The sequence below is a fragment of the Altererythrobacter sp. TH136 genome, assembly GCF_007065885.1.
In the GTDB taxonomy this organism is placed as follows: domain Bacteria; phylum Pseudomonadota; class Alphaproteobacteria; order Sphingomonadales; family Sphingomonadaceae; genus Tsuneonella.
In genome coordinates, this window is record NZ_CP041409.1 from 1905519 (window position 1) to 1926876 (window position 21358).

Genomic DNA, 21358 nt, shown 5'->3' on the forward strand with positions numbered 1-21358 from the left:
TAGCGGCTGGACGCGCGCACGAAAGCGCTTAGTGCGAAAGCCATGGATATCGCCCGCACCCCTTCGACCCCCGACGGCAATTACCAAATGGCCGATGCGCCGCCAGAGCCGGTCGATCCCCCGCTGATCCGGCGAGAGGATTACAAGCCGTTCGACTGGCTGGTGCCGCAGACCCGCCTCGATTTCGCGCTGGGCGTGGAGAGCACCCGCGTCACCGCCACGCTGTCGGTCGCGCGCAATCCGGCCGGCGAGCAGGCAGGCGAGATCCGCCTCAATGGCGACGGACTGACCCCGCTCGAGGTAGCGGTCGATGGGCAGGCGTCAAACAGCTGGCGGATGGATGGCAATGACCTGATCCTCCCGCTTGCCGGCGAAGCGCACGAGATCCGCCTGGTGACGGAGATCGATCCCGCGGCCAATTCGCAGCTCATGGGTCTTTACGCGTCGAACGGGATGCTGTGCACCCAGTGCGAGGCGGAGGGGTTCCGCCGGATTGCCTTCTTCCCCGACCGGCCCGATGTCCTCAGCACCTATACCGTGCGGATGAGCGGCGAGCGCCAGGCGTTTCCGGTGCTGCTGTCGAACGGCAACCTGGTGGCGCAGGGAGAGGACAGCAGCGGACATTGGGCCGAATGGCACGATCCCTGGCCCAAGCCATCGTACCTGTTCGCGCTGGTCGCCGGCGATCTGGTCGCCCGGCGCGATACCTTCACCACCATGAGCGGGCGTACCGTCGACCTCGCGATCTGGGTCCGGGCCGAAGACCTCGACCGCACCGAACACGCGATGGAGTCGCTGATCAGGTCCATGCGCTGGGACGAGGAGGTGTTCGGCCGCGAATACGATCTCGATCAGTTCAACATCGTCGCGGTGGGCGATTTCAACATGGGGGCGATGGAGAACAAGGGCCTCAACGTCTTCAACACCAAGTACGTGCTGGCTGATCCCGAAACCGCCACCGACGGCGACTATGACGGGGTCGAGGGCGTCATCGCGCACGAATACTTCCACAACTGGTCGGGCAACCGGGTCACCTGCCGCGACTGGTTCCAGCTCAGCCTGAAAGAAGGCTTCACCGTGCTGCGCGACCAGCTGTTCAGCGAGGGCATGCGCGGGGCGGCGGTTAAGCGGATCGAGGATGTGCGCCTGTTGCGCAGCGTGCAGTTCCCGGAAGATTCGGGGCCGCTAGCGCATCCCATCCGCCCCGACAGCTTCCGAGAGATCGGCAACTTCTACACCCCCACGATCTACAACAAGGGTGCCGAAGTCATCCGCATGATGCGCACCATGGCGGGCCCCGAGCGGTTTCGGCAGGGTACCGACCTGTATTTCGAGCGCCACGATGGCGAGGCGGCGACGTGCGAGGATTTCATCCGCGCCATCGAGGACGGAGCAGGTCTCGACCTGACGCAGTTCCGCTTGTGGTATGCGCAAGCCGGAACGCCGAAAGTCGAAGCGGTGCTGGAACATGATGGCGAGACCGCCACTCTGACGCTGCGCCAGATGGTGCCCCCCACGCCGGACCAGCGGACTAAGCTGCCCGTGCCGATCCCTTTGCGGCTGGCGCTGTTCGACCGCGCCACCGGCCGCCACAGTGGCGAACAGCTGGTCGTTCTGAGCGAGGTTGAATCAGTTGTGCGCTTCGCAGGCTTTGCCGAGAAGCCGGTGCTGTCGATCAACCGCGGCTTTTCCGCGCCGGTGGCGATCGAGCGAACGGTCGAGCCTGACGACCTGGTCTTTCTCGCCCGACATGACGACGATGCCTTCGCCCGGTATGAAGCGATGCAGGAACTGATCGTCGGCCACCTGGTGAGCGCGATTGGCGGCGGCCTTACCGATGCCGCTCGCATCGAGGCGCGGCAGGCGATCGGGGGCGCCCTGAGCGCCATCCTGACCGATCCCGAACTCGACGATGCGATGCGCGGCGAGCTGATGATGCTGCCGAGCCAGACCTACCTTTCCGAGCAGCTGCTGGTCGCCGACCCCGGCGCGATCCACGCAGAGCGTGAAGCGTTGAAGGCGTGGCTGGGACGCACGCTGGAGGGCGAACTCGCGGCGCTCCACCAGCGGGCCAGCAGCCAGTCGGCCGGAATGGGCCACGCAGCACGCGGCGCCCGCAAGGTAAAGGGCCAGGCGCTGGTGTTCCTGGCCGCCGGCAATCCCGAACTCGCCGCCAGGACGGCTGCCAGCCAGTACGATGCGGCGGAAACGATGACCGATCGGCAGGCAGCGCTGATGGTGCTCACCGGGCTGCCGGGCGCAGAACGGACGCACAAGCTGATCGACTTCTACAATCGCTTCCAGAACGATCCGCTGGTGATCGACAAGTGGTTCAGCCTGCAGGCCAGTTCGCTCCACCCGCAGGTCATCGAACACGTCAAGGCGCTCGCCCGGCACCCCGATTTCAATCTGAAGAACCCCAACCGGGTGCGCAGCCTGTTCATGGCCTTCACCGGCACTCCGCTGGGCTTCCATGCGGCGAGCGGCGAAGGATACCGGATGATCGCCGACCTGATCCTGGCACTCGATCCGATCAACCCCTCCACCGCTGCGCGGTTTGTCACTCCGCTGGGCCGCTGGCGCCGGCTGGAGCCAGGCCGCGCGGCCTTGATGCGCGGAGAGCTGGAGCGGATCGCCGCGAAGGCTGGCCTGTCACGCGACACGTTCGAGCAGGTGACGCGCAGCCTTGGCTGAGGCGCTCCGATCGGGGGTGCTGGCCGGCGTCCCGCACGGGTTCCTCACCCGCGCGGGCGGGGTCTCGCGCGGCGCGGTCGCCGGCCTCAACTACGGCTTCGGGGCAGAGGACGATCCTGCGGCGGTGGCCGAAAACCGCCGCCGCGCCGCTGACGCCGTGTTGCCGGGGGCCCCGCTGGTGGGCGTGTATCAGATACACTCGGGCGACGTGGCGACAGTGGCAGAGCCGTGGGGTGACGATGAGCGCCCGCGAGCCGATGCCCTGGTTACCGATCGCGCGGGCGTGCTGCTCGGCATCGTCACCGCCGACTGCGCGCCGGTCTTGCTGGCGGATTTGGGCGCGGGCGTTGTCGGCGCTGCACATGCCGGCTGGCGAGGGGCGCACGGCGGGGTGATCGCCAACACCGTCGCTGCGATGGAGTCGCTTGGCGCGTCGCGTGAGCGCATCGTTGCCGCTGTGGGGCCGTGCATTGCGCAGGACAGCTACGAGGTTGGCGAGGACTTACGGGCGCAATTCGACAGCGCAGAACACCGCTTCTTCGCGCCCCACGCGCCGGGACACTGGCAATTCGATTTGCCGGGCTATGTCCACGCCCGCCTGCGCGATGCCGGCGTCGAGACGATCGACCTGTTGGGTTGCGACACGTATGCCGATCCCGCGCGGTTCTTTTCCTTTCGGCGCGCAACCCACCGGGGAGAGGCCACTTACGGGCGCCAACTTTCACTGGTCGGACTGGCGGCAGAGCGTTCATGAAACGGCCACAATGGCGGTTGGCAACCTGCCGAGTTGCGTATATGCGCGCCGCAAACCGGCACCGTCGGCGCCATATCGGCGCCGCGCGTGAACCGCGAAACAGGGGCTGAAGCTTCCTTTCTCGTGGACCCTGGTTGCAGGTTCAGTGTCCCGCCGTCCGGCGGGTTCCATTCGCGAAGACGATTACAATGCAGGGCAGGCACGGCTGATGGCTGACACGACTGGCGACGCGATCCCGGGGACCGTTACGGCCTCGGACGTCCACGATGGGGACGGGGTCCGGCGGCGCGATTTCATCAACATCGCGGCGGTCGGCGCAGCCGGCGTTGCGGGCGTTTCGGTTCTTCTGCCGCTGATCAGCCAGATGGCCCCCTCGGCCGACGTGCTCGCCGAAAGCAGCACCGAGGTTGACGTGTCCGCGATCCAGCCCGGTCAGGCGATCAAGGCGATCTTCCGCAAGCAGCCGCTGTTCGTCCGGCGCCTGACTCCTGCTGAAATTCAGGCAGCCAATGCGGTCAGCGTCGGCAGCTTGCGCGATCCGCAGACCTTGGCGGAGCGGACCAAGGAGGGGCACGAGGACGTGCTCATCACTATGGGCGTGTGCACCCACCTTGGCTGCGTGCCGCTGGGTGCGGCCGAAGGCGAAGTGAAGGGTGAGTTCGGCGGGTATTTCTGCCCCTGCCATGGATCGCACTACGATACGGCGGCCCGCATCCGTAAAGGCCCGGCTCCCACCAATCTGGAAGTTCCGGAATACGAGTTCACCAGCGACACCGTCGTCAGGGTCGGCTGAGGCGAGAGAGAGCGAATACGATGAGCTATCCCTGGGCCAAGCACTACGAACCGGTTAACCCGCTGATGCGGTACCTGGACGAGAAGCTGCCGCTTCCACGTCTGGTCTACAACGCGATCGGTGGCGGCTATCCGGTGCCGCGCAACCTCAACTACATGTGGAATTTCGGCGTTCTCGCCGGGTTCTGTCTGGTGCTGCAGATCGTCACCGGCATCGTGCTGGCCATGCACTATGCCGCCAACGCCGGGGTGGCGTTCTCGTCGGTCGAGCACATCATGCGCGACGTCAACTGGGGCTGGATGCTGCGCTATGCGCACGCCAACGGCGCCAGCATGTTCTTCGCGGTGATCTACCTGCACATCTTCCGCGGGTTCTTCTATTCGTCGTACAAAGCCCCGCGCGAGATGGTGTGGCTGATCGGCGTGGTCATCTTCCTGCTGCTGATGGCCACCGGCTTCATGGGCTACGTCCTTCCGTGGGGGCAGATGAGCTTCTGGGGCGCCAAGGTCATCACCGGCCTGTTCGGTGCGATCCCGCTGGTGGGTGAGCCGATCCAGATCTGGCTGCTCGGCGGGTATGCACCCGACAACGCCGCGCTCAACCGCTTCTTCAGCCTGCACTACCTGTTGCCGTTCGTGATCGCCGGCGCGGTGATCCTGCACATCTGGGCGCTGCACATTCCCGGCTCGTCGAACCCGACCGGCGTGGAAGTGAAGAAGGAAAGCGACACGATCCCGTTCCACCCGTATTACACGGCCAAGGATGGGTTCGGACTGGGCGTGTTCCTGATCGTCTACTGCACGCTGCTGTTCTTCTTGCCGAATTACCTGGCGCACCCCGACAACTATATCGAGGCGAACGCGCTCTCGACCCCGGCGCACATCGTGCCCGAATGGTATTTCTGGCCGTTCTACGCGATCCTGCGCGCCTTCACGGCGGACTTCTTCTTCATTCCGGCCAAGCTGATGGGCGTGCTGGCGATGTTCAGCGCGATCCTGCTGTGGTTCTTCCTGCCCTGGCTGGATAAGGGTCCGGTGCGCAGCGGCCACTATCGCCCGCTGTTCCGCAAGTTCTTCTGGTTTGGCCTCATCCCGGCGATGGCGCTGCTGTTCTATTGCGGCGGCGCGCCGGCTGAAGAGCCGTACGTGATGCTCAGCCAGATCGCGACGGCGTATTACTTCCTGCACTTCCTGGTGATCCTGCCGATCGTTTCGATGATCGAGCGGCCCGATCCGCTGCCCTATTCCATCACCGAGGCGGTTCTCGGTGAGGACAAGGCTGCGGTGCTGGGCGAAAACGCCACGCCGGGCGTGTGATCAAACAGGCTTTAGGGAAAGCGACACGACAATGATCCGTCTTATCGGAATCCTCGCCGGCCTGTTCTTCGCGGTTGCCGCCCTGTGGGGCCTGGGCAACGGCGTCGCCACCGTCATCGGTGAGGGGCAGCTCAAGGAAAAGACCGCCGAGCACGAATTCCACCTGCACCCGCGCAAGGCCGGGTTGCAGTCGGATGGCCCGTTCGGCACCTGGGACATCGCCCAGCTGCAGCGCGGCATGCAGGTGTACAAGGAAGTGTGCGCCGCCTGCCACAGCCTCAAGTACGTGGCATTTCGTGACCTGACCGTGCTCGGCTATTCGGAAGCGGAAGTGAAGGCGATCGCAGCCGGCTTCCAGGTTCCGGGCATCGATCCTAACACCGGCGAGGCGAATACCCGTCCGGGCCTGCCGACGGATTACTTCCCGGATCCCTATCCCAACGCCGTGGCCGCCCGCGCCGCCAACAACAACGCGGTTCCGCCCGACCTTTCGCTGATGACCAAGGCGCGCCACGATGGCAGCAACTATGTCTATTCGCTGCTCACCGGATATCGCAATGTCGACCGCTTCAGCGTCGACGGGCACAAGGTGAAGGAAGAATTCCCCGAATTCATCACTCCGCCCAATACCCACTTCAACCCGTATTTCGCGAACCTCAACATCGCGATGGCACCGCCGCTGACCCAAGCTGGACAGGTGACTTACGCCCCCGGCAATCCTGAGGCGACGGTCGATCAGATGTCGAAGGATGTCGCTGCGTTCCTGACCTGGACTGCCGAACCCAAGAAGGTGAAGCGCACCCAGGTAGGCTGGCCGGTCCTGGGGTTCCTGTTGTTCGCGACCATCCTCGCGTGGCTGGCGAAGAACCAGGTGTGGGCCGCCATCAAGCCGAAGAAGCGCCGCGCCGACTAGGGCGCGCGTGACCACCGACGAACTCAGGGCCTTTGTACGCTCGGTGCCGGACTTCCCGGCGCCGGGCGTGCTGTTCCGCGATATCACAACCCTGATCAGCCACGGCGCGGGACTGCGCGCGGCGGTGGGTCATCTCGCGGATCGGGCACGCGCGGGAGGCGCGCAAGCGATTGCCGGGATGGAGGCGCGCGGGTTCATCTTTGGCGCCGCGGTCGCGATAGAACTCGGCGTGGGATTCGTGCCGATCCGCAAGCCCGGCAAGCTGCCGGTGCCGACCATCGGCATCGACTACGAGCTGGAGTACGGCACTGACCGGCTGGAGATCGACCCCACCGCGATCGCGCCAGACCAGCGGGTCGCCATTGTCGATGACTTGATCGCCACGGGCGGTACCGCTCTGGCGGCCGCCCAGCTCCTCCGTCAGGCGCAGGCCGTGGTCGCGCAGGCGCTGTTCGTGATCGACCTGCCCGACCTCGGCGGTGCGGCCCGCCTGCGCGAGGCGGGGCTGGAGGTGGATGCGCTGATGGACTTTCCCGGCCATTGACGCGGGGGCGGGTCACGTGGCAACGCGCGTCAGCCTCACGCGGGTATAGCATAGTGGTAATGCTCTAGCCTTCCAAGCTAGCTAGAGGGGTTCGATTCCCCTTACCCGCTCCAGGCTTGCCTGCTCAGCCCAACCCGGCGCTCAGACCGCCATGTTGTCGATCAGCCGGGTTCCACCGATCCGTGCCGCCACCAGCAGCCGCGCTCGCCGTTCTCCGTGCATTTCCAGCGGCGTCAGGCTCTCCGCGTCGGCCAGCTGCGCGTAATCGACGCTGTCGAAGCCGGCTTGCAGCAGATGGGCTTCCAAAGCGGCAAGCGTCGGCGCCACCGCGCTTCCGGCCGCCAGCGCCGCAATCGTATCCCGCATCGTCTGCGGCAGAGCCGCTGCCTGCGCCCGCTGCTCCGGCGACAGGTAGCGGTTGCGGCTCGACAGTGCGAGCCCATCGGCTTCGCGCACCGTCGGGACACCCACGATCGCCTCGACGTGCGGCTCGGTCAGGTCGAAGTCGCGGGCCATGCGGCGGATGACGCTGAGCTGTTGCCAGTCCTTTTCGCCGAATAGCGCGACGTCCGGCTGAACCTGGTTGAACAGCTTGAGTACCACCGTAGCCACCCCGTCAAAGTGTCCGGGGCGCTGGGCGCCGCACAGGCCTTCGCTGACCCCGGCTACCGAGACGTTGGAGGCAAACCCGTGCGGGTACATCGCCGTCACCGTGGGGGCCCACAGCAAGTCTACCCCTTCAGCCTCCAGCATGCCCGAATCCTGCGCCAGCTGCCGCGGGTATGCGTCGAGGTCTTCGTTTTGACCGAACTGCTTCGGATTGACGAAGATCGAGGTGACGACCGCGTCGGTCCGTCGCCGCGCCTCCCGCACCAGCGTCAAATGTCCTTCGTGCAGCGCACCCATCGTGGGGACCAGCGCGACTCGCTTGCCCTCCGCGCGCAGCTGGGCGAGGGCGCTTCTCAACACTTCCAGAGTGGTGGCGGTTTGCACGCAGCAGTGTCCCTCGACTATTCTGATCCCGCCCATCGCCCTAATCGGGGCGCAACAGGAATGCACGCGTGACCGACGCCCGCCCGACGCCCCGAAGCGCACATCGCATCGTCTTCGCCAACGAAAAGGGCGGCACCGGCAAATCGACCACGGCGGTGCACATCGCGGTGGCGCTGGCGTATCGCGGCGCGCGCGTGGCGGCTATCGACCTCGATCCGCGCCAGCGCACGCTCTACCGCTATTTCGAGAACCGCCAGGAAACCGCCGCGCGCCGCGGTATCGACCTGCCGACTGCCCGTTTCGAGGTGTTCGAGGACGGTAGTTCCGAAGAGCTGGAGGCGGTGGTCGCATCGCTGAGCGAAGGGTGCGACTTCATCGTCTTCGACACCCCGGGGCGCGACGACCCGCTGGCGCGCCACGCCGCGACCGAGGCGGATACGCTGGTCACCCCGCTCAACGACAGCTTCGTCGATTTCGACCTGATCGGCCAGGTTGACGCGGAAACCTTCAAGGTGCGCAAACTGTCGTTCTATGCCGAGCTGATCTGGGAAGCCCGCCTGAAGCGCAGCCGCGCCACGATCGAACAGCAGCGGCGCGAGATGGACTGGATCGTCGTGCGCAATCGCACCGGTCACACCGAGGCGCGGAACATGGTCCGTATCGAGGCCGCGCTCAAGGAACTGTCGAAGCGCGTGGGCTTCCGGGTCGCGCATGGCCTGTCCGAACGCGTGATCTACCGCGAACTGTTTCCCAGCGGGCTCACGTTGCTCGACAAGGGGCACCTGGGGGAACTCGGCACCAGCCACCTGGTGGCGCGGCAGGAACTGCGGGCGCTGGTGGCGGCGCTCAATCTGCCGGTCACTACCAAACCCGCGGCCGAACTGGCCCTCGCCTGATCCGTCCTTCGCCGCTGTCGTACGCGCCCGCGGTTCGCTACAGCGAACGGCGATGAGCTACCCGGCTGCCGCCTTTGAACCGTTCGTGATCCCGCGCGCGAAAATTCGCGCCCGTCTTTCCGTCGCATCGCGCAAGCTGCCGGGGGCACACCGCTTGGGCCAGTGGTCATCAGTTTTGCACAGCCGCAAAGGCGCGGTCCCCACCCCCTCCGCCTCCCCGATCTGTCTGGCGCCGAGTGTGCGGGCGTGATCAAGGTGCTGGTCATCGCGGCGCTGCTCGCGCTCGGCTGCCGCTGGTTGTTTGGTAGATGGCCGTGGAATTACCTGACCGCGAAACCGACCCGTGGCCTGGACGTTTTCCATGCACGCAAGCTGCTGGGCGTACGCGAGGAGGCCACCCGGGCCGAGATCCTCAACGGGCACAAGCGGCTGCTTGCACGAGTCCATCCCGATCGGGGCGGCACGAACAGTCAGGTGCACGAGGCGAATGCCGCGCGCGACTTATTGCTGGATCGCCTGTCCGATAACTAAGGAAATCCGCTTGAGTCACACATTCGACCCCAGCGTCCTGCGCGAATACGACATCCGCGGGATCATCGGCGAAACCCTGGGGGCAGACGATGCCCGCGCCATCGGGCGGGGCTTTGCTACGATGCTGCGCGAAGCGGGCGGCAAGACCGTGGCCGTGGGCTACGATGGGCGCCTGAGCTCTCCGATGCTGGAGCACGCGTTGATCGAAGGATTGACCGCGTCGGGCTGCGATGTCGTGCGTGTGGGCATGGGGCCGACGCCGATGCTGTACTATGCCGAAGCGTCAACCGAACAGGTGGACGGCGGCATTCAGATAACTGGCAGCCACAATCCCGCCAATTACAACGGCTTCAAGATGGTATTCCTTGGCCGACCTTTTTTCGGAGAGGACATCACCGAGATCGGCCGCCGTGCCGAGGCGGGTGAATGGGCCGATGGCACCGGCACCATCGAGACGCGCGAGATCATGGGCGAGTATATCGATCGCCTGCTCACCGGGCTGGAGGGGATCGACGGTGAAGCGCTGGCCGGTTTTAGAATCGGTTGGGACGCGGGCAACGGAGCCGCGGGCCCCGCGCTCGAGGCGCTGGCCGCCCGGCTGCCGGGGGAGCACCACCTTCTCTACACCGATATCGACGGGTCGTTTCCCAATCATCATCCTGATCCTACTGTTCCCCCCAACCTCGAAGACCTTCAGCGCCTTGTCGCGGACAAGAACCTCGACTTCGGAGTTGCTTTCGACGGCGATGGTGACCGGATCGGCGCCGTCGACGGCGAGGGGCGGATCATTTGGGGGGATCAACTCTTGATGATCTACGCCGAGGACCTCCTCGCAAGACTACCTAATGCCGCGATCATCGCCGACGTGAAGGCCAGTCGCGCACTGTTCGAGCGCGTGGCCGAGCTGGGCGGAAAGCCGCTGATGTGGAAGACCGGGCACAGCCTGATTAAGTCCAAAATGAAGGAGACTGGCGCACCGCTGGCTGGCGAGATGAGCGGCCATGTCTTCTTCGCGGACACCTATTACGGCTACGACGACGCATTGTACGCTGCGATCCGGCTGATGGCCGCGTCGGTGCGCTTGGGCAAATCGGTGACCGAGCTGCGCGGCGCCATGCCGCCGATGGTCAACACGCCGGAACTACGCTTCCGTGTCGATGAGAGCCGCAAGTTCGCAGCGATCGAAGAAGTAAAGCAGCGGCTCGCGGGTACCGGTGCTCCCGCGAACATCAGCGTGGACGGCACCGACGGGGTGCGGGTGACCACCCCGGATGGGTGGTGGTTGCTGCGCGCATCCAACACCCAGGACGTGCTGGTCGCCCGGGCGGAAAGCGAGAGCCAGGCCGGCCTTGATCGGCTGATGGCGCAGATCGACGAGCAGCTCGCAGCCTCCGGCCTCGAACGAGGTGAGCAGGCGGGGCATTGACCGCGCGCACGGCAACCAGCGCCGCATTTCGCCGTGCGGTCGCGTGGGTTGCCGTGCTCAACCTGGCATACTTTGGAATCGAATTCGCGGTCGCCCTCGCAATTCGATCGGTCGCGCTATTCGCCGATTCGGTGGACTTCCTTGAAGACACCTCGCTCAATCTGCTGATCCTCCTCGCGCTTGGCTGGAGCGTGGCGGCGCGTGCACGCATCGGGATGGCGCTGGCCGCACTGTTGCTGGTCCCGGGCTTGGTTACCCTGTGGACCGCATGGTCGAAGCTGGGGGAGCCGCTGGCACCCGCGCCACTGCCGCTGACGCTCACCGGTCTGGGAGCTCTGGCGGTCAACCTGACTTGCGCGGTGATGCTGGTACGTTTTCGGGCGCATTCCGGCAGCTTGAGCAAAGCGGCGTTCCTGTCGGCGCGTAACGATGCGCTGGCGAACGTTGCGATCATCGCGGCGGGGCTGGTCACCGCCTTCGCCTGGTATTCGCCGTGGCCGGACCTGATCGTCGGGCTGGCGATCGCCGCGATCAATCTCGATGCCGCGCGTGATGTGTGGGAGGCGGCGTGGGAAGAACGCCGCGCCGGGTCGTGACCATGGCGAGGCGGAGCTTTGCCGCCGCTCGTGCTTTGGCATATCCATGAACGACGAAATCGGACCTGATGGGGCGGGGCAGGTTCCGCGCGAAATCCGAGAATGGTTCGCGGGCCGCGGCTGGCGCATTCGCCGCCACCAGACCGAGATGCTGGCAGCAAGCGAGGCGGGGCAGCATGCTCTGCTGGTGGCGGATACCGGAGCCGGGAAGACGCTCGCCGGGTTCCTGCCCACGTTGGCCGCGTTCTGCCCCTCCACCCTGGGCGACACGCCGGTGCCCGAAGGGCTGCACACGCTCTACGTTTCCCCGCTGAAGGCGCTGGCGCATGACGTGCAGCGCAATCTGGTCACGCCGATCGAGGAGATGGCTCTGCCGATCCGGGTCGAGACGCGCAGCGGCGATACCCCCTCCGATCGCAAGAAGCGCCAGCGCGCCCGCCCTCCGCATGTTCTGCTGACCACGCCCGAGTCCTTGTCCCTGCTGCTGAGTTATCCGGAAAGCTTCGATCTGTTTGCCGGACTCAAGCGCGTGGTCATCGACGAGGTCCATGCGTTCGCCACCGGCAAGCGCGGCGATCTCCTCGCGCTGGCGATGAGCCGGCTGCAGGCGAACGCGCCCGATCTTCAGCGCGCGGCGCTGTCGGCCACCTTGGCCGATCCGCAGGAGTTCCGCGAATGGCTCGCCCCCTGGGGGGAGATCGATACGGTCACGCTGGTCGAAGGGGAGCCCGGTGCGCCGCCGGTGGTCGAGGTGCTGTTGCCGATCGAGGAACGGGTGCCGTGGGGCGGCCACGCGGCGACCTGGGCCATCCCCCAATTGTATGAGGAGATTCGCCGCAACCGAACCACGCTGGTGTTCACCAACACCCGCTTTCTGGCCGAATACGTCTTCCAGAACTTGTGGGACGTGAATGACGACAACCTGCCGATCGGCATCCACCACGGGTCGTTGAGCAAGGAAGCGCGGCGCAAGGTGGAAGGCGCCATGGCGCGCGGCGAACTGCGCGCGCTGGTCGCCACCGCCAGCTTGGATCTTGGCGTCGACTGGGGAGATATTGACCTGGTGGTGCAGATGGGCGCGCCCAAGGGGTCAAGCCGGCTGCTTCAGCGGGTCGGGCGCGCCAATCACCGGCTTGATCAGGCGAGCCGCGCGGTACTGGTACCAGGCAATCGCTTCGAATTCCTAGAGGCGACTGCCGCCAAGGAGGCCGTTGATCAGGGCCAGCGCGATGGAGAGGATTTTCGTCCCGGCCGGCTCGACGTGCTGGCCCAGCATGTGATGGCCTGCGCGTGTGCCGCCCCGTTTGGCGAGGCGGCATTGCTTCGGGAAGTGCGCTCCAGCCTGCCTTACGCCTGGGTCGATCAGGCCGCGTGGGAGCGCGTGCTCAATTTCGTCGCGACCGGCGGGTACGCATTGAAAGCGTACGACAAGTTTCGCCGCATCGTGCGCGACACACCCTCCGGCGCCGGCGAGCCGGTGTGGCGGCTATCCCACCCCGAGCACGCTGCTCGCCATCGACTTAACGCCGGGATCATCGTCGATTCCGAAATGCTTGAGGTGCGGTTCAAGAACGGCCGGTCGCTGGGCAAGGTTGAGGAGCGCTTCGCCGCGTCGCTGAGCCCCGGGGACACGTTCCAGTTCGCTGGGGTGAACCTCGAAGTCGAGCGTATCAAGGACATGGAGCTGACAGTCAGGGCCAGCACCAAGGCGGCCATGATCCCCAGCTATGGCGGCCAACGCTTGCCGCTGACGACCCATCTCGCCACGCGGGTGCGCGAAATGCTGATGGACCGCGCCGGGTGGGCGCGCTTTCCCGATGATGTGCGCGAATGGCTGGAAGTGCAGCACTGGCGCAGCGAGATGCCCGGTCCGGGAACTCTGCTGGTCGAAAGCTTCCCGCACGCCAAGAAGCATTACGCGGTCTACTACACCTTCATCGGATGGAACGCGAACCAGTCGCTCGGCATGCTGATTACGAAGCGGATGGAGGAGCGCGGTCTCATGCCGCTCGGCTTCAACGCCAATGATTATTGCCTGGCGATCTGGGGGCTGAAACCGGTTGCCGACGTGGCGCCGCTGCTGTCACCCGATATCCTGCAAGACGAATTCGTCGAATGGGTGCAGAACTCGCATCTCCTGCGTCGCGCTTTCCGCGAGGTGGCGGTGATCGGGGGGCTGGTGGAGCGACAACATCCGGGGAAGCGCAAAAGCGGCAAGCAGGTCACGTTCTCGACTGATCTGATCTATGACGTGCTGCGCAAATACGAGCCGGACCACGTGCTGCTGGAAGCGGCTTGGGCCGATGCGCGTACCCGCATGACGGATATCGGCCGGTTAGGCGATTTGCTGGACAGCGCGGCAAGCCAACTGCTGCACGTGGAGCTTGACCGTGTCAGCCCGCTGGCGGTGCCGGTCATGACGCTGATCGGCCGGGAGAAGCTGCCGGATGGCGCGGCCGATGACGAACTGCTGCTGGAGGCGGAAACGCTCGCGTCCGAAGCAATGCGGGTCGATGCGGCGGTGCCATTCGAGGGCGATTAAAACCAATACGGCGCGCCGGGCCGGATTTTAACGCCGGCCTTCCGATACCCGCCCTTCGCTCGCAATCGCGCCGTCGAGACAAAGAAAAGGGGCGGATTTCTCCGCCCCTTGCAAAGGTTCGAATGACGGCTGCGGTCAGGCCGCTTTGCCGAACTGCCGGTACTTTTCGTTGCCGACGAAACCGAACTTGGTCACGCCCGAAGCCTTGATGATGTTCAACACCCGGATCGACAGGTCGTAGCTGGCCTGATCGGTCGGCTCGAACTGCAATTCGGGCTCCACCGCCATGGACCTGGAAGTGTTCAGATTCGCCACCAGCTCGCTGTCCGAGATGGGCGTCGCATTCCACAGGATCTGGTTGTCCGGGGTAAGCACGATCTTGTTCTTGATCGGGTCCACGGGCGGAGGATTGTCCTGCGGACTGGGCACCGGCAGATCGATGTCAACCGAGTGCGTGGCCACCGGAATGGTAATGATGAACATGATCAGGAGCACGAGCATGACGTCGATCAGCGGCGTCGTGTTCATCTCCATCATCGGCGAGCCATCGTCGCTGCCGCCTGACATTGCCATCGTGGGTTACTCCTGAATCAGTGTCGCCAACTCGGTCCGAAGGCTGATTAGCCGTTCGGATCGACCGGGTTGGAGATGAAGCCGACGGTCGGGTAGCCGGCCGCCTGGACGTTGTAGATCGTGCCCGCGACACAGCGCCACGGGGCGTTGACGTCCCCGCGAATGTGGACCTGCGGAACGCTGTCCGGATTTTCCATCAGCGCTTCGGGACCACCGGCGGCCTGGACGATCCTGTCGAGCCGCTCAAACGCGCGGTCGTACAGTTCCTGCGAATCGACCGGCGTGGTGTTGTTGAAGTAGACCCGGCACTCCCCGTTGCGCGATGCGCCGGCAAATCCGGGCTCTCCCGCGCTGCGGCCGGCATCGTCGGAGGTGCTGACGGTAAGCAGCAGGTTCTCGACCTTGTCTTTGGACTCCGTCGATTCCATCACTGGCAGCCTGAGCTTCTCGATCGTCTGGATGGCAACCGGGACCGCGATCAGGAAGATGATCAGGAGCACCAGCATCACGTCGACGAGCGGCGTGGTGTTGATGTCCGACATCGGCGCCTCGGTCGGTCCGCCTGCGGAAATGGCCATGGGCTTCCTATCCTATTTCAGTTCTTTGCGAAGCGCGGGAGGAGCGAATGGGACGCTCCTCCCGCACGATCGCTCAGGGACGGGGAGCGGTGGTCGACGCTACCGGCTTGGCCGGAGCGGTCGCCGCAGCCTTGCCCGCTGCCTGTGTGGAGGTCTGCGTCATCACCGCAGGACGCACCGCGCCACGCGAGTTGATGTTTGCCAGGATGTCGGTCGAGAAACCCGAAAGCATCTGCGCGATACGCTTGTTGCGGCTCTGCAGCCAGTTGTAGGCCAGCACCGCCGGCACCGCCACGAGCAGACCGATCGCGGTCATGATGAGCGCCTCACCCACCGGGCCGGCAACCTTGTCGATCGACGCCGAACCGGCGAGACCGATGTTGATCAGCGCGCGATAGATACCGATCACGGTGCCGAGCAGACCCACGAACGGCGCGGTCGCACCGACGGTGGCAAGGAACGGCAGACCGCCGGCCAGCTTTGCGTTGATCGCGGCTTCCGAGCGGGCGAGCGAACCGTGCAGCCAGTCATGCGCGTCCAGCTTGTCCGTCATCTTTTCGTGCGATTCTTCGGCGGTCAGGCCGTCATCGACGAGCTGGCGCCATGCGCTGTTCTTGTCGAGCTTGTTGGCACCTTCGCGCAGCGTCGATGCGCGCCAGAAGCCAGAGCGCACGTTCTTGTACTGGTTGAAGATCTTCTGCTGCTCGAGCCACTTGGTGATCAGGATGTAGAACGATCCGACGGACATGATCACCAGAACGATGAAGATGGACCAGGCGATCAGACCGCCCTGGTTCATTGCTTCCCAAAAGCCGAACTGGTTGACGGGGGCGGCGGTGCCGCCTGCCGCCGCGGTAAGAAGTTCGATGTACATGCGAGTGTCCTCTCAGATGAAGGTCAGAATAGGGGTGTTATTGCGGGATTTGCCAGCGAACCGAGCTTGACCAGCTGCTGGCGATAGGCTGCCCTTCGCCATTAGTGGCCGGATTGAAGCGTCCACGCCGGGTGATCAGCGAGCAGGTCGTGCTGTCGAGTTCCGGAGTGCCGCTCGACCCGGTGACCGAGCAATTGGTGACCCGGCCATCGGCGCTTACCTGAACGGTAAAGCGCGTCACGCCTTCCTTTTCCTCGCGCAGAGCACGGCTTGGATAGTCGTTGGCGTTAGCCCAATTGCCCGGGTTACCCTTCGGCGACACGGCCTTGGGCTGCACGCGCGGCGGCGGCGGCGGGGCTGGCGGGGGCGCCGGAGGAGGCGCAACCGCAGCCGGCGGCGGCACGCGCAGCACGGGCGGGGCCGGCGGCGGAATCGTGGGCTGAGTGCGGATCGGCGGCGGTGCGACCGCCACATTGATCGGCGGCGGCGGCGCAACCGGCGGCGGCGCAACATCCGGCACCTCTTCAGGCGGTGGTGGCGGCGGCTCCTCCTCGGGCGGCGGCGGTTCCTCGATATCGACGGTTGTTACGCGCTCGATCGCCTTCTGAACTGCCGAATAGGCAAGCCCGGTCACCAAGGCGTAACCGACGGCGATATGGATCAGCGCAACGATGATGATCGCTACAATGCGATTACCGCTCATCTGTTGATCAGAGTAGGCCATTCAGTCGCATCACTCCATGTCAGGCGCCGGGAATCACCCCGGCATGCCTGCATCGAGCCGGCGCTGCAAGCGCGCCGGCCGACGCATCCATTCCATTTTCCGCCCTGAAGCCCATCGAGAAACGACGGCCTTGCGACCCGCCGGATCCCCGATGACCCGGCACGGGCCCTCCGGGGGGTTAGCTTATATCTTCGCTCCCCGGTTCCCGGCGAGCCTTAACGTTGAAGCAAATCCCGCGCAAACGCTTTTGCGGTTAACCGGGGATTCAGTCCATTGAGGCTGCAACGGCGCAGATGCCTTCCGGTTTCCAACGCGCCGAGATGCGCCTAGCGGACTATGCCATGAACAACCCGATACACTTCGCCCGACCGATCATCCTGGCCGCCGTGTTAGCCACGGGAGTGGCTGCCGCGCCGGTCCCGGTGGCGGCGCCGGCGCCGACCTATGCGGACCTTGCCGATCTTGCTGACAAAGCCGACCTGGTGGTGCACGTGGCGGTGACCCGGCAGACGGCGCTGCCCCCCGAACGGGCGCCGGGCGTGGCGCCAGGGTTTACCCGGTTGTACATCCAGGCGCGGACGCTGGCCCTTCTCGCCGGATCGGCGCCGCTGGGCGGATCGGTCAGCTACCTGGTCGATGTGCCGACCAACGCCAAGGGCAAGCCGCCGAAGCTGAAGAAGCGCGAGTTTCTGCTGTTCGCCAAACCGGTGCCTGGTCGCCCGGGCGAACTGCAACTGGCCAGTCCCACCGCACAGTTGCCGTTCGACGGCGCGCTCGCTGATCGGCTTCGTCCCATCCTCAGCGAACTGGCCGCCACCGATGCCGCCCCTTCGGTTACCGGGGTGCGCGACGCCTTGAGTGTTCCAGGCGCGCTGGTCGGCGAATCCGAAACGCAGGTCTTCCTGGGCGCCGCCAACGGCGAGCCGGTGTCGCTGACCGTGGTGCGCCGGCCGGGAATGACGCCCACGTGGGGGGTTTCCTATTCGGAGATCGTCGATCAGGCGGCGCGCCCGCCGGAGCCGGATACGCTGGCGTGGTACCGCCTCGCCTGTTTCCTGCCTGCGCAATTGCCGCGAGAAGCCAACCTGTCGCAGGACCCCGCCTCGCGTGCCCGCGCGACCGAAGACTATGGCTTCGTGCTGCGCCAGCTTGGCCCGTGCCCGCGAACCCTGACGGCCCGATAGTATCTCTTTGTTGGCCGGCCATCCCGCCGTGGAATAAGCGGCGGGCCTACTGGGAGGGGAGACGGCATGGCTGAACCATTGCGCATCGCGCTCGCCGGGCTGGGCACGGTCGGCGCGGGCGTGGTCCGGTTGCTGCACACCAATGCCGCACTGGTCGGCGCCCGTGCCGGGCGGGATATCCGCATCGTCGCAGTCAGCGCGCGCGACCGCATCCGTGATCGCGGGGTGGACCTGAGCGCGTTCGACTGGTGCGACGACATGACCGCGATGGCTGCCCGCCCCGACGTCGACGCGGTGGTCGAGCTGGTCGGGGGAGCCGATGGGCCGGCGCTGACGCTGGCCCGCGCGGCGACCCGTGAAGGCAAGGCGCTGGTAACGGCGAACAAGGCCATGATCGCGCATCATGGTCTGGCCCTTGCCCAGGCGGCGGAGGAGGCGGGCGTTGCGCTGAAGTTCGAAGCTGCGGTGGCGGGGGGAATCCCGGTCATCAAGGGCCTGCGCGAAGGCGCTGCCGCCAACCACATCGGCCGGGTGCAGGGCATCCTCAACGGCACGTGCAATTTCATTCTTTCCGCCATGGAGCAGAGCGGCCGCGACTTCGCCGACGTGCTCGCCGAAGCCCAGGCATTGGGATTTGCCGAGGCGGACCCGTCATTCGACATCGACGGGATCGACGCGGGACACAAGCTGGCGATCCTCGCGGCGATCGCCTTCGGCGCGCGGCTCGATTTCGCCAATGTCTCGTGCGAAGGCATTGCGCAGGTGCGCGCCGCTGACATCGCCCGCGCCCGCGATCTGGGTTTTGTCATCCGGCTGGTGGGAGAGGCCGACATCGACGTAGGCGCGCAGCGCCTGCTGCAGCGCGTCAGGCCGTGCCTGGTCCCTCGAGCGCACCCGCTGGCGCATGTCGACGACGCGACCAATGCGGTCGTTGCCGAAGGCAATTTCTCTGGCCGGCTGCTGTTTCAGGGCGCGGGGGCCGGCGATGGCCCCACCGCAAGCGCAGTGGTCGCCGATCTCATCGACATTGCCCGCGGCGAATCGCACCCCGCCTTTTCGGTTCCGGTCGGGAGACTGGCGGCGATGAAGCCGGCCGAGCCGGGCGATCGGCTGGGTCGCAGCTATATCCGGTTTACGGTGGCAGACCGCCCTGGCGTGCTGGCCGAAATCACCGCCGCGATGCGCGATGCGGAAGTTTCCATCGAAAGCCTGATCCAGCAGGGCCAGCCCAATGCCGAAGGCGATGTGCTGGTGGCAATGGTCACGCACGAAGGGCCGGAGAAATGTGTCACCAGGGCGCTGGAACTGCTTTCCGGGGCGGCTAGCCTGACGGCGCCTCCGCTGGTTCTGCCGTTGCTCGAAGCGTAGGCGCCGGCGCTGCGCCGGTAATGTCCGGCGCGGGCAAGGGCAGCGGAGCGCCGGGTTCGCCGCTCGGGGCGAGCCCCCGCGCCACGCGATCGGCATCCGATCCCGGCGGGGCTTCCGGGATTGCCTTCAGATCGATGAGCAAGGGCATCGGCGACGGACACGGCGGGATGAAGCATCCTTTGGCAGAGACGCCCACGCCAACCATCGGCGTTTGCGGCAGATTGAACAGGTTCGGCGCGCGGGGAGGGCCTTGCGCGCCCTTGCCCGTTGGGTCGAGGTCGCCGCTTGAGCGGACACGATACTTCTCGGGATCCTCCGCCTGGCCGCACACCACGATCTCGCCACCGGGCTGCGGGGCGGCACATTCGGGCTTCGCGCGCGGATCCGGAGGTCCGTAAGCTTCCTGTGCGGCCTCCACCGCCTGCTCCGCGGTGACGCCCGCAGCGTCCTGAGCCGGGGCGACGGCTGACGCGGCAAGCATCGGCAACAGCACCAGGTATAGCGCCCTCACGGACGCTTCTCGCCTCGTGCGATCAGGTCGGCATCGGAACCTTCCGGCGCCTCGGGGATCGCGGCGAGGTCGATCAGCACCGGCATCGGCGGGGGGCAGGGGCCGATGAAACAGCCCGTCGCCGCAACGCTGCCGGGGTAAGCGGTCGCCACATCTGGCGCGCGCCGCCCGGCCCCGCGCAAGCCGCCCTGCTCGAGATCGTCACCCGATTCCACCCCGAAGTCGCCCGAGGGTGCCGGTGCGCAGACGACGATGTCGTCGCCCGGCCTGGTGACCGGACATGCTGCGGCGCGCGCCGCCGCGGGATCGGGCAGCGAATAGGCGCGCCGGGCGCTCTCGATCACGTCTTCGGCGGACGGCGGCGGGGCGTTCTGCGCGGACACCGGCACTGGCACGACGGACGCTGTCAGGAGGAGGGCCACTGCCACGACCCCCAGTCTTCTCGACAATCCTGCTCTCCGTCGTCTAAGCGCCGCCCCTCACCTCCAGCCGGGGAATTGAATTTCCGATGAACGATAGCGCAGCCGCCGCCTCTCCTACCGCCTCTTCCGCGGCCTCGCCCACGGCCTCCAGCGTCCTCGACCGGGTGCTCGTGCTGGAAATGGTGCGCGTCACCGAAGCCGCCGCGGTGGCGGCCAGCAAGCTGATCGGTCGCGGGGATGAAAAGGCTGCCGACGCCGCTGCGGTCGAGGCCATGCGCCGGGCCTTCGACGAACTGGCGATCGACGGCACCGTCGTGATCGGCGAAGGCGAGCGCGACGAGGCGCCGATGCTGTATATCGGGGAGAAGGTCGGCGGCGCGATCGGCTCCGGACCGCAGATCGACATCGCTCTCGATCCGCTGGAGGGAACGACGATCACCGCCAAGGCCGGACCCAACGCGTTGGCCGTGCTCGCGGCGGCGGAGAAGGGCTGCCTGCTCAATGCGCCCGATACCTACATGGACAAGCTGGCGGTCGGGCCGGGCTACCCCGAAGGCGTGATCGATCTCGCCAAGAGTCCGTCCGATAATGTCCGCGCGGTGGCGGCTGCCAAGGGCGTGGAGCCGCATGACATCATCGTCTGCGTGCTCGACCGGCCGCGCCATGCCGACCTGATTGCCGAGTTGCGCGGGCTCGGCTGCGGGGTGGTGCTGATCGGCGACGGCGATGTGGCGGGAGTGATCGCGACGACCGATCCGGATACCACGATCGATATGTACATGGGTTCGGGCGGCGCGCCCGAGGGCGTGCTGGCGGCAGCGGCGCTGCGCTGCGTCGGCGGCCAGTTCAACGGCCGGCTGGTGTTCCGCAACGACGACGAGAAAGCCCGCGCGCGCAAGTGGGGTATCGCCGACCAGGACTTCGACAAGATTTACAAGCTGCATGACCTGGCGAAGGGTGACTGCATCTTCGCCGCGACCGGGGTCACGAGCGGCTCGCTGCTCGATGGCGTGAAGCACCTGCGTGGCGGCAAGATGACCACCGAGAGCGTGGTGATGCGCGCCAGCAGCGGCACCGTCCGCTGGATCAGGGGCGAGCACCGGGTCGTCTGACTAGCTTTCGATAA

The 21358-nt window shown here is 66.0% G+C and carries 21 protein-coding genes and 1 tRNA gene; 15 read left to right on the forward strand and 7 right to left on the reverse strand.

Translation table 11 applies throughout. The features are described 5' to 3' along the window. Positions 1-42 precede the first annotated feature (42 nt). The 7 genes from pepN (at position 43) to C0V74_RS09250 (ending at position 7127) form a co-directional block, all read left to right on the forward strand. A complete protein-coding gene (gene pepN / locus C0V74_RS09220; protein ID WP_143251529.1) occupies positions 43-2694 on the forward strand; it encodes an aminopeptidase N in 2652 nt (883 codons plus the stop codon). After that, the gene (pgeF, locus tag C0V74_RS09225; RefSeq protein WP_246844824.1) at positions 2687-3448 is read left to right on the forward strand and encodes a peptidoglycan editing factor PgeF; all 762 of its coding nucleotides are present in this window, start codon (positions 2687-2689) and stop codon (positions 3446-3448) included. Before pepN ends, pgeF begins: the two co-directional genes overlap by 8 nt. A 208-nt stretch (positions 3449-3656) precedes the next feature. After that, the gene (gene petA, locus C0V74_RS09230; RefSeq protein WP_131621034.1) at positions 3657-4241 is read left to right on the forward strand and encodes a ubiquinol-cytochrome c reductase iron-sulfur subunit; all 585 of its coding nucleotides are present in this window, start codon (positions 3657-3659) and stop codon (positions 4239-4241) included. A 20-nt stretch (positions 4242-4261) separates the two neighbouring features. Then, on the forward strand, positions 4262-5557 hold the full coding sequence (locus C0V74_RS09235; RefSeq protein ID WP_131621036.1) for a cytochrome b/b6: 1296 nt from the start codon (positions 4262-4264) through the stop codon (positions 5555-5557). Positions 5558-5588: 31 nt separating this feature from the next. Beyond that, a complete protein-coding gene (locus C0V74_RS09240) occupies positions 5589-6470 on the forward strand; it encodes a cytochrome c1 (RefSeq protein WP_143251530.1) in 882 nt (293 codons plus the stop codon). Positions 6471-6477: 7 nt separating this feature from the next. After that, positions 6478-7014, forward strand: coding sequence for an adenine phosphoribosyltransferase (locus C0V74_RS09245; protein ID WP_143251531.1), 537 nt, complete (start codon positions 6478-6480; stop codon positions 7012-7014). A gap of 39 nt (positions 7015-7053) precedes the next feature. Next, positions 7054-7127: transfer RNA gene (locus C0V74_RS09250), tRNA-Gly, on the forward strand. A 28-nt stretch (positions 7128-7155) separates the two neighbouring features. On the opposite strand, the gene panC is transcribed toward C0V74_RS09250, so the two are convergent. Beyond that, positions 7156-8007, reverse strand: coding sequence for a pantoate--beta-alanine ligase (panC, locus tag C0V74_RS09255; RefSeq protein WP_143251532.1), 852 nt, complete (start codon positions 8005-8007; stop codon positions 7156-7158). A gap of 68 nt (positions 8008-8075) precedes the next feature. On the opposite strand from panC, the gene C0V74_RS09260 reads away from it, so the two are divergent. From C0V74_RS09260 to C0V74_RS09280, 5 genes are all read left to right on the forward strand, one after another. Next, the gene (locus C0V74_RS09260) at positions 8076-8903 is read left to right on the forward strand and encodes a division plane positioning ATPase MipZ (RefSeq protein WP_143251533.1); all 828 of its coding nucleotides are present in this window, start codon (positions 8076-8078) and stop codon (positions 8901-8903) included. Positions 8904-9149: 246 nt separating this feature from the next. Further along, positions 9150-9434, forward strand: coding sequence for a molecular chaperone DnaJ (locus tag C0V74_RS09265; protein ID WP_143251534.1), 285 nt, complete (start codon positions 9150-9152; stop codon positions 9432-9434). A 10-nt stretch (positions 9435-9444) separates the two neighbouring features. Continuing rightward, positions 9445-10860, forward strand: coding sequence for a phosphoglucomutase/phosphomannomutase PgmG (locus C0V74_RS09270; protein ID WP_143251535.1), 1416 nt, complete (start codon positions 9445-9447; stop codon positions 10858-10860). Next, positions 10857-11456, forward strand: a complete 600-nt coding sequence (locus C0V74_RS09275; protein ID WP_143251536.1) for a cation transporter — start codon at positions 10857-10859, stop codon at positions 11454-11456. The genes C0V74_RS09270 and C0V74_RS09275 overlap by 4 nt, the downstream gene beginning before the upstream one ends. A gap of 46 nt (positions 11457-11502) precedes the next feature. Next, complete coding sequence (locus tag C0V74_RS09280) at positions 11503-13998, forward strand: ligase-associated DNA damage response DEXH box helicase (RefSeq protein ID WP_143251537.1); 2496 nt, start codon at positions 11503-11505, stop codon at positions 13996-13998. Positions 13999-14133: 135 nt separating this feature from the next. Here C0V74_RS09280 and C0V74_RS09285 read toward each other — a convergent pair whose 3' ends face one another. The 4 genes from C0V74_RS09285 to C0V74_RS09300 form a co-directional block, all read right to left on the reverse strand. Further along, positions 14134-14571 (reverse strand): biopolymer transporter ExbD, encoded by a 438-nt coding sequence (locus C0V74_RS09285; RefSeq protein ID WP_143251538.1) that lies wholly within the window; start codon positions 14569-14571, stop codon positions 14134-14136. Between the two features lie 47 nt (positions 14572-14618). Continuing rightward, on the reverse strand, positions 14619-15149 hold the full coding sequence (locus C0V74_RS09290) for a biopolymer transporter ExbD (protein WP_210413402.1): 531 nt from the start codon (positions 15147-15149) through the stop codon (positions 14619-14621). A 73-nt stretch (positions 15150-15222) separates the two neighbouring features. Then, complete coding sequence (locus C0V74_RS09295) at positions 15223-16023, reverse strand: MotA/TolQ/ExbB proton channel family protein (RefSeq protein ID WP_131621056.1); 801 nt, start codon at positions 16021-16023, stop codon at positions 15223-15225. A 37-nt stretch (positions 16024-16060) separates the two neighbouring features. Further along, positions 16061-16747: an energy transducer TonB gene (locus C0V74_RS09300; RefSeq protein ID WP_131621058.1), complete on the reverse strand. Its 687-nt coding sequence runs from the start codon at positions 16745-16747 to the stop codon at positions 16061-16063. Positions 16748-17088: 341 nt separating this feature from the next. On the opposite strand from C0V74_RS09300, the gene C0V74_RS09305 reads away from it, so the two are divergent. Further along, the gene (locus C0V74_RS09305; RefSeq protein ID WP_246844825.1) at positions 17089-17931 is read left to right on the forward strand and encodes a hypothetical protein; all 843 of its coding nucleotides are present in this window, start codon (positions 17089-17091) and stop codon (positions 17929-17931) included. 66 nt (positions 17932-17997) lie between these two features. Continuing rightward, the gene (locus C0V74_RS09310; protein ID WP_143251539.1) at positions 17998-19299 is read left to right on the forward strand and encodes a homoserine dehydrogenase; all 1302 of its coding nucleotides are present in this window, start codon (positions 17998-18000) and stop codon (positions 19297-19299) included. On the opposite strand, the gene C0V74_RS09315 is transcribed toward C0V74_RS09310, so the two are convergent. Both C0V74_RS09315 and C0V74_RS09320 read right to left on the reverse strand, forming a co-directional pair. Beyond that, a complete protein-coding gene (locus C0V74_RS09315) occupies positions 19253-19810 on the reverse strand; it encodes a hypothetical protein (protein ID WP_143251540.1) in 558 nt (185 codons plus the stop codon). The genes C0V74_RS09310 and C0V74_RS09315 overlap by 47 nt on opposite strands. Then, positions 19807-20259 (reverse strand): hypothetical protein, encoded by a 453-nt coding sequence (locus C0V74_RS09320; RefSeq protein WP_143251541.1) that lies wholly within the window; start codon positions 20257-20259, stop codon positions 19807-19809. The genes C0V74_RS09315 and C0V74_RS09320 overlap by 4 nt, the downstream gene beginning before the upstream one ends. Before the next feature lie 59 nt (positions 20260-20318). Between C0V74_RS09320 and glpX the strand changes: the two genes are divergently transcribed. After that, positions 20319-21344, forward strand: coding sequence for a class II fructose-bisphosphatase (glpX, locus tag C0V74_RS09325; RefSeq protein ID WP_143251542.1), 1026 nt, complete (start codon positions 20319-20321; stop codon positions 21342-21344). Positions 21345-21358 lie beyond the last annotated feature (14 nt).

Coding starts and splice junctions, on each gene's coding strand:
- C0V74_RS09290 (WP_210413402.1), bottom strand. CDS start 15,149: ATGGCCATTTCCGCAGGCGGACCGACCGAGGCGCCGATGTCGGACATC.
- C0V74_RS09285 (WP_143251538.1), bottom strand. CDS start 14,571: ATGGCAATGTCAGGCGGCAGCGACGATGGCTCGCCGATGATGGAGATG.
- glpX (WP_143251542.1), top strand. CDS start 20,319: ATGAACGATAGCGCAGCCGCCGCCTCTCCTACCGCCTCTTCCGCGGCC.
- C0V74_RS09235 (WP_131621036.1), top strand. CDS start 4,262: ATGAGCTATCCCTGGGCCAAGCACTACGAACCGGTTAACCCGCTGATG.
- pepN (WP_143251529.1), top strand. CDS start 43: ATGGATATCGCCCGCACCCCTTCGACCCCCGACGGCAATTACCAAATG.
- C0V74_RS09310 (WP_143251539.1), top strand. CDS start 17,998: ATGGCTGAACCATTGCGCATCGCGCTCGCCGGGCTGGGCACGGTCGGC.
- C0V74_RS09300 (WP_131621058.1), bottom strand. CDS start 16,747: ATGGCCTACTCTGATCAACAGATGAGCGGTAATCGCATTGTAGCGATC.
- petA (WP_131621034.1), top strand. CDS start 3,657: ATGGCTGACACGACTGGCGACGCGATCCCGGGGACCGTTACGGCCTCG.
- C0V74_RS09295 (WP_131621056.1), bottom strand. CDS start 16,023: ATGTACATCGAACTTCTTACCGCGGCGGCAGGCGGCACCGCCGCCCCC.
- C0V74_RS09305 (WP_246844825.1), top strand. CDS start 17,089: ATGAACAACCCGATACACTTCGCCCGACCGATCATCCTGGCCGCCGTG.
- C0V74_RS09240 (WP_143251530.1), top strand. CDS start 5,589: ATGATCCGTCTTATCGGAATCCTCGCCGGCCTGTTCTTCGCGGTTGCC.
- C0V74_RS09280 (WP_143251537.1), top strand. CDS start 11,503: ATGAACGACGAAATCGGACCTGATGGGGCGGGGCAGGTTCCGCGCGAA.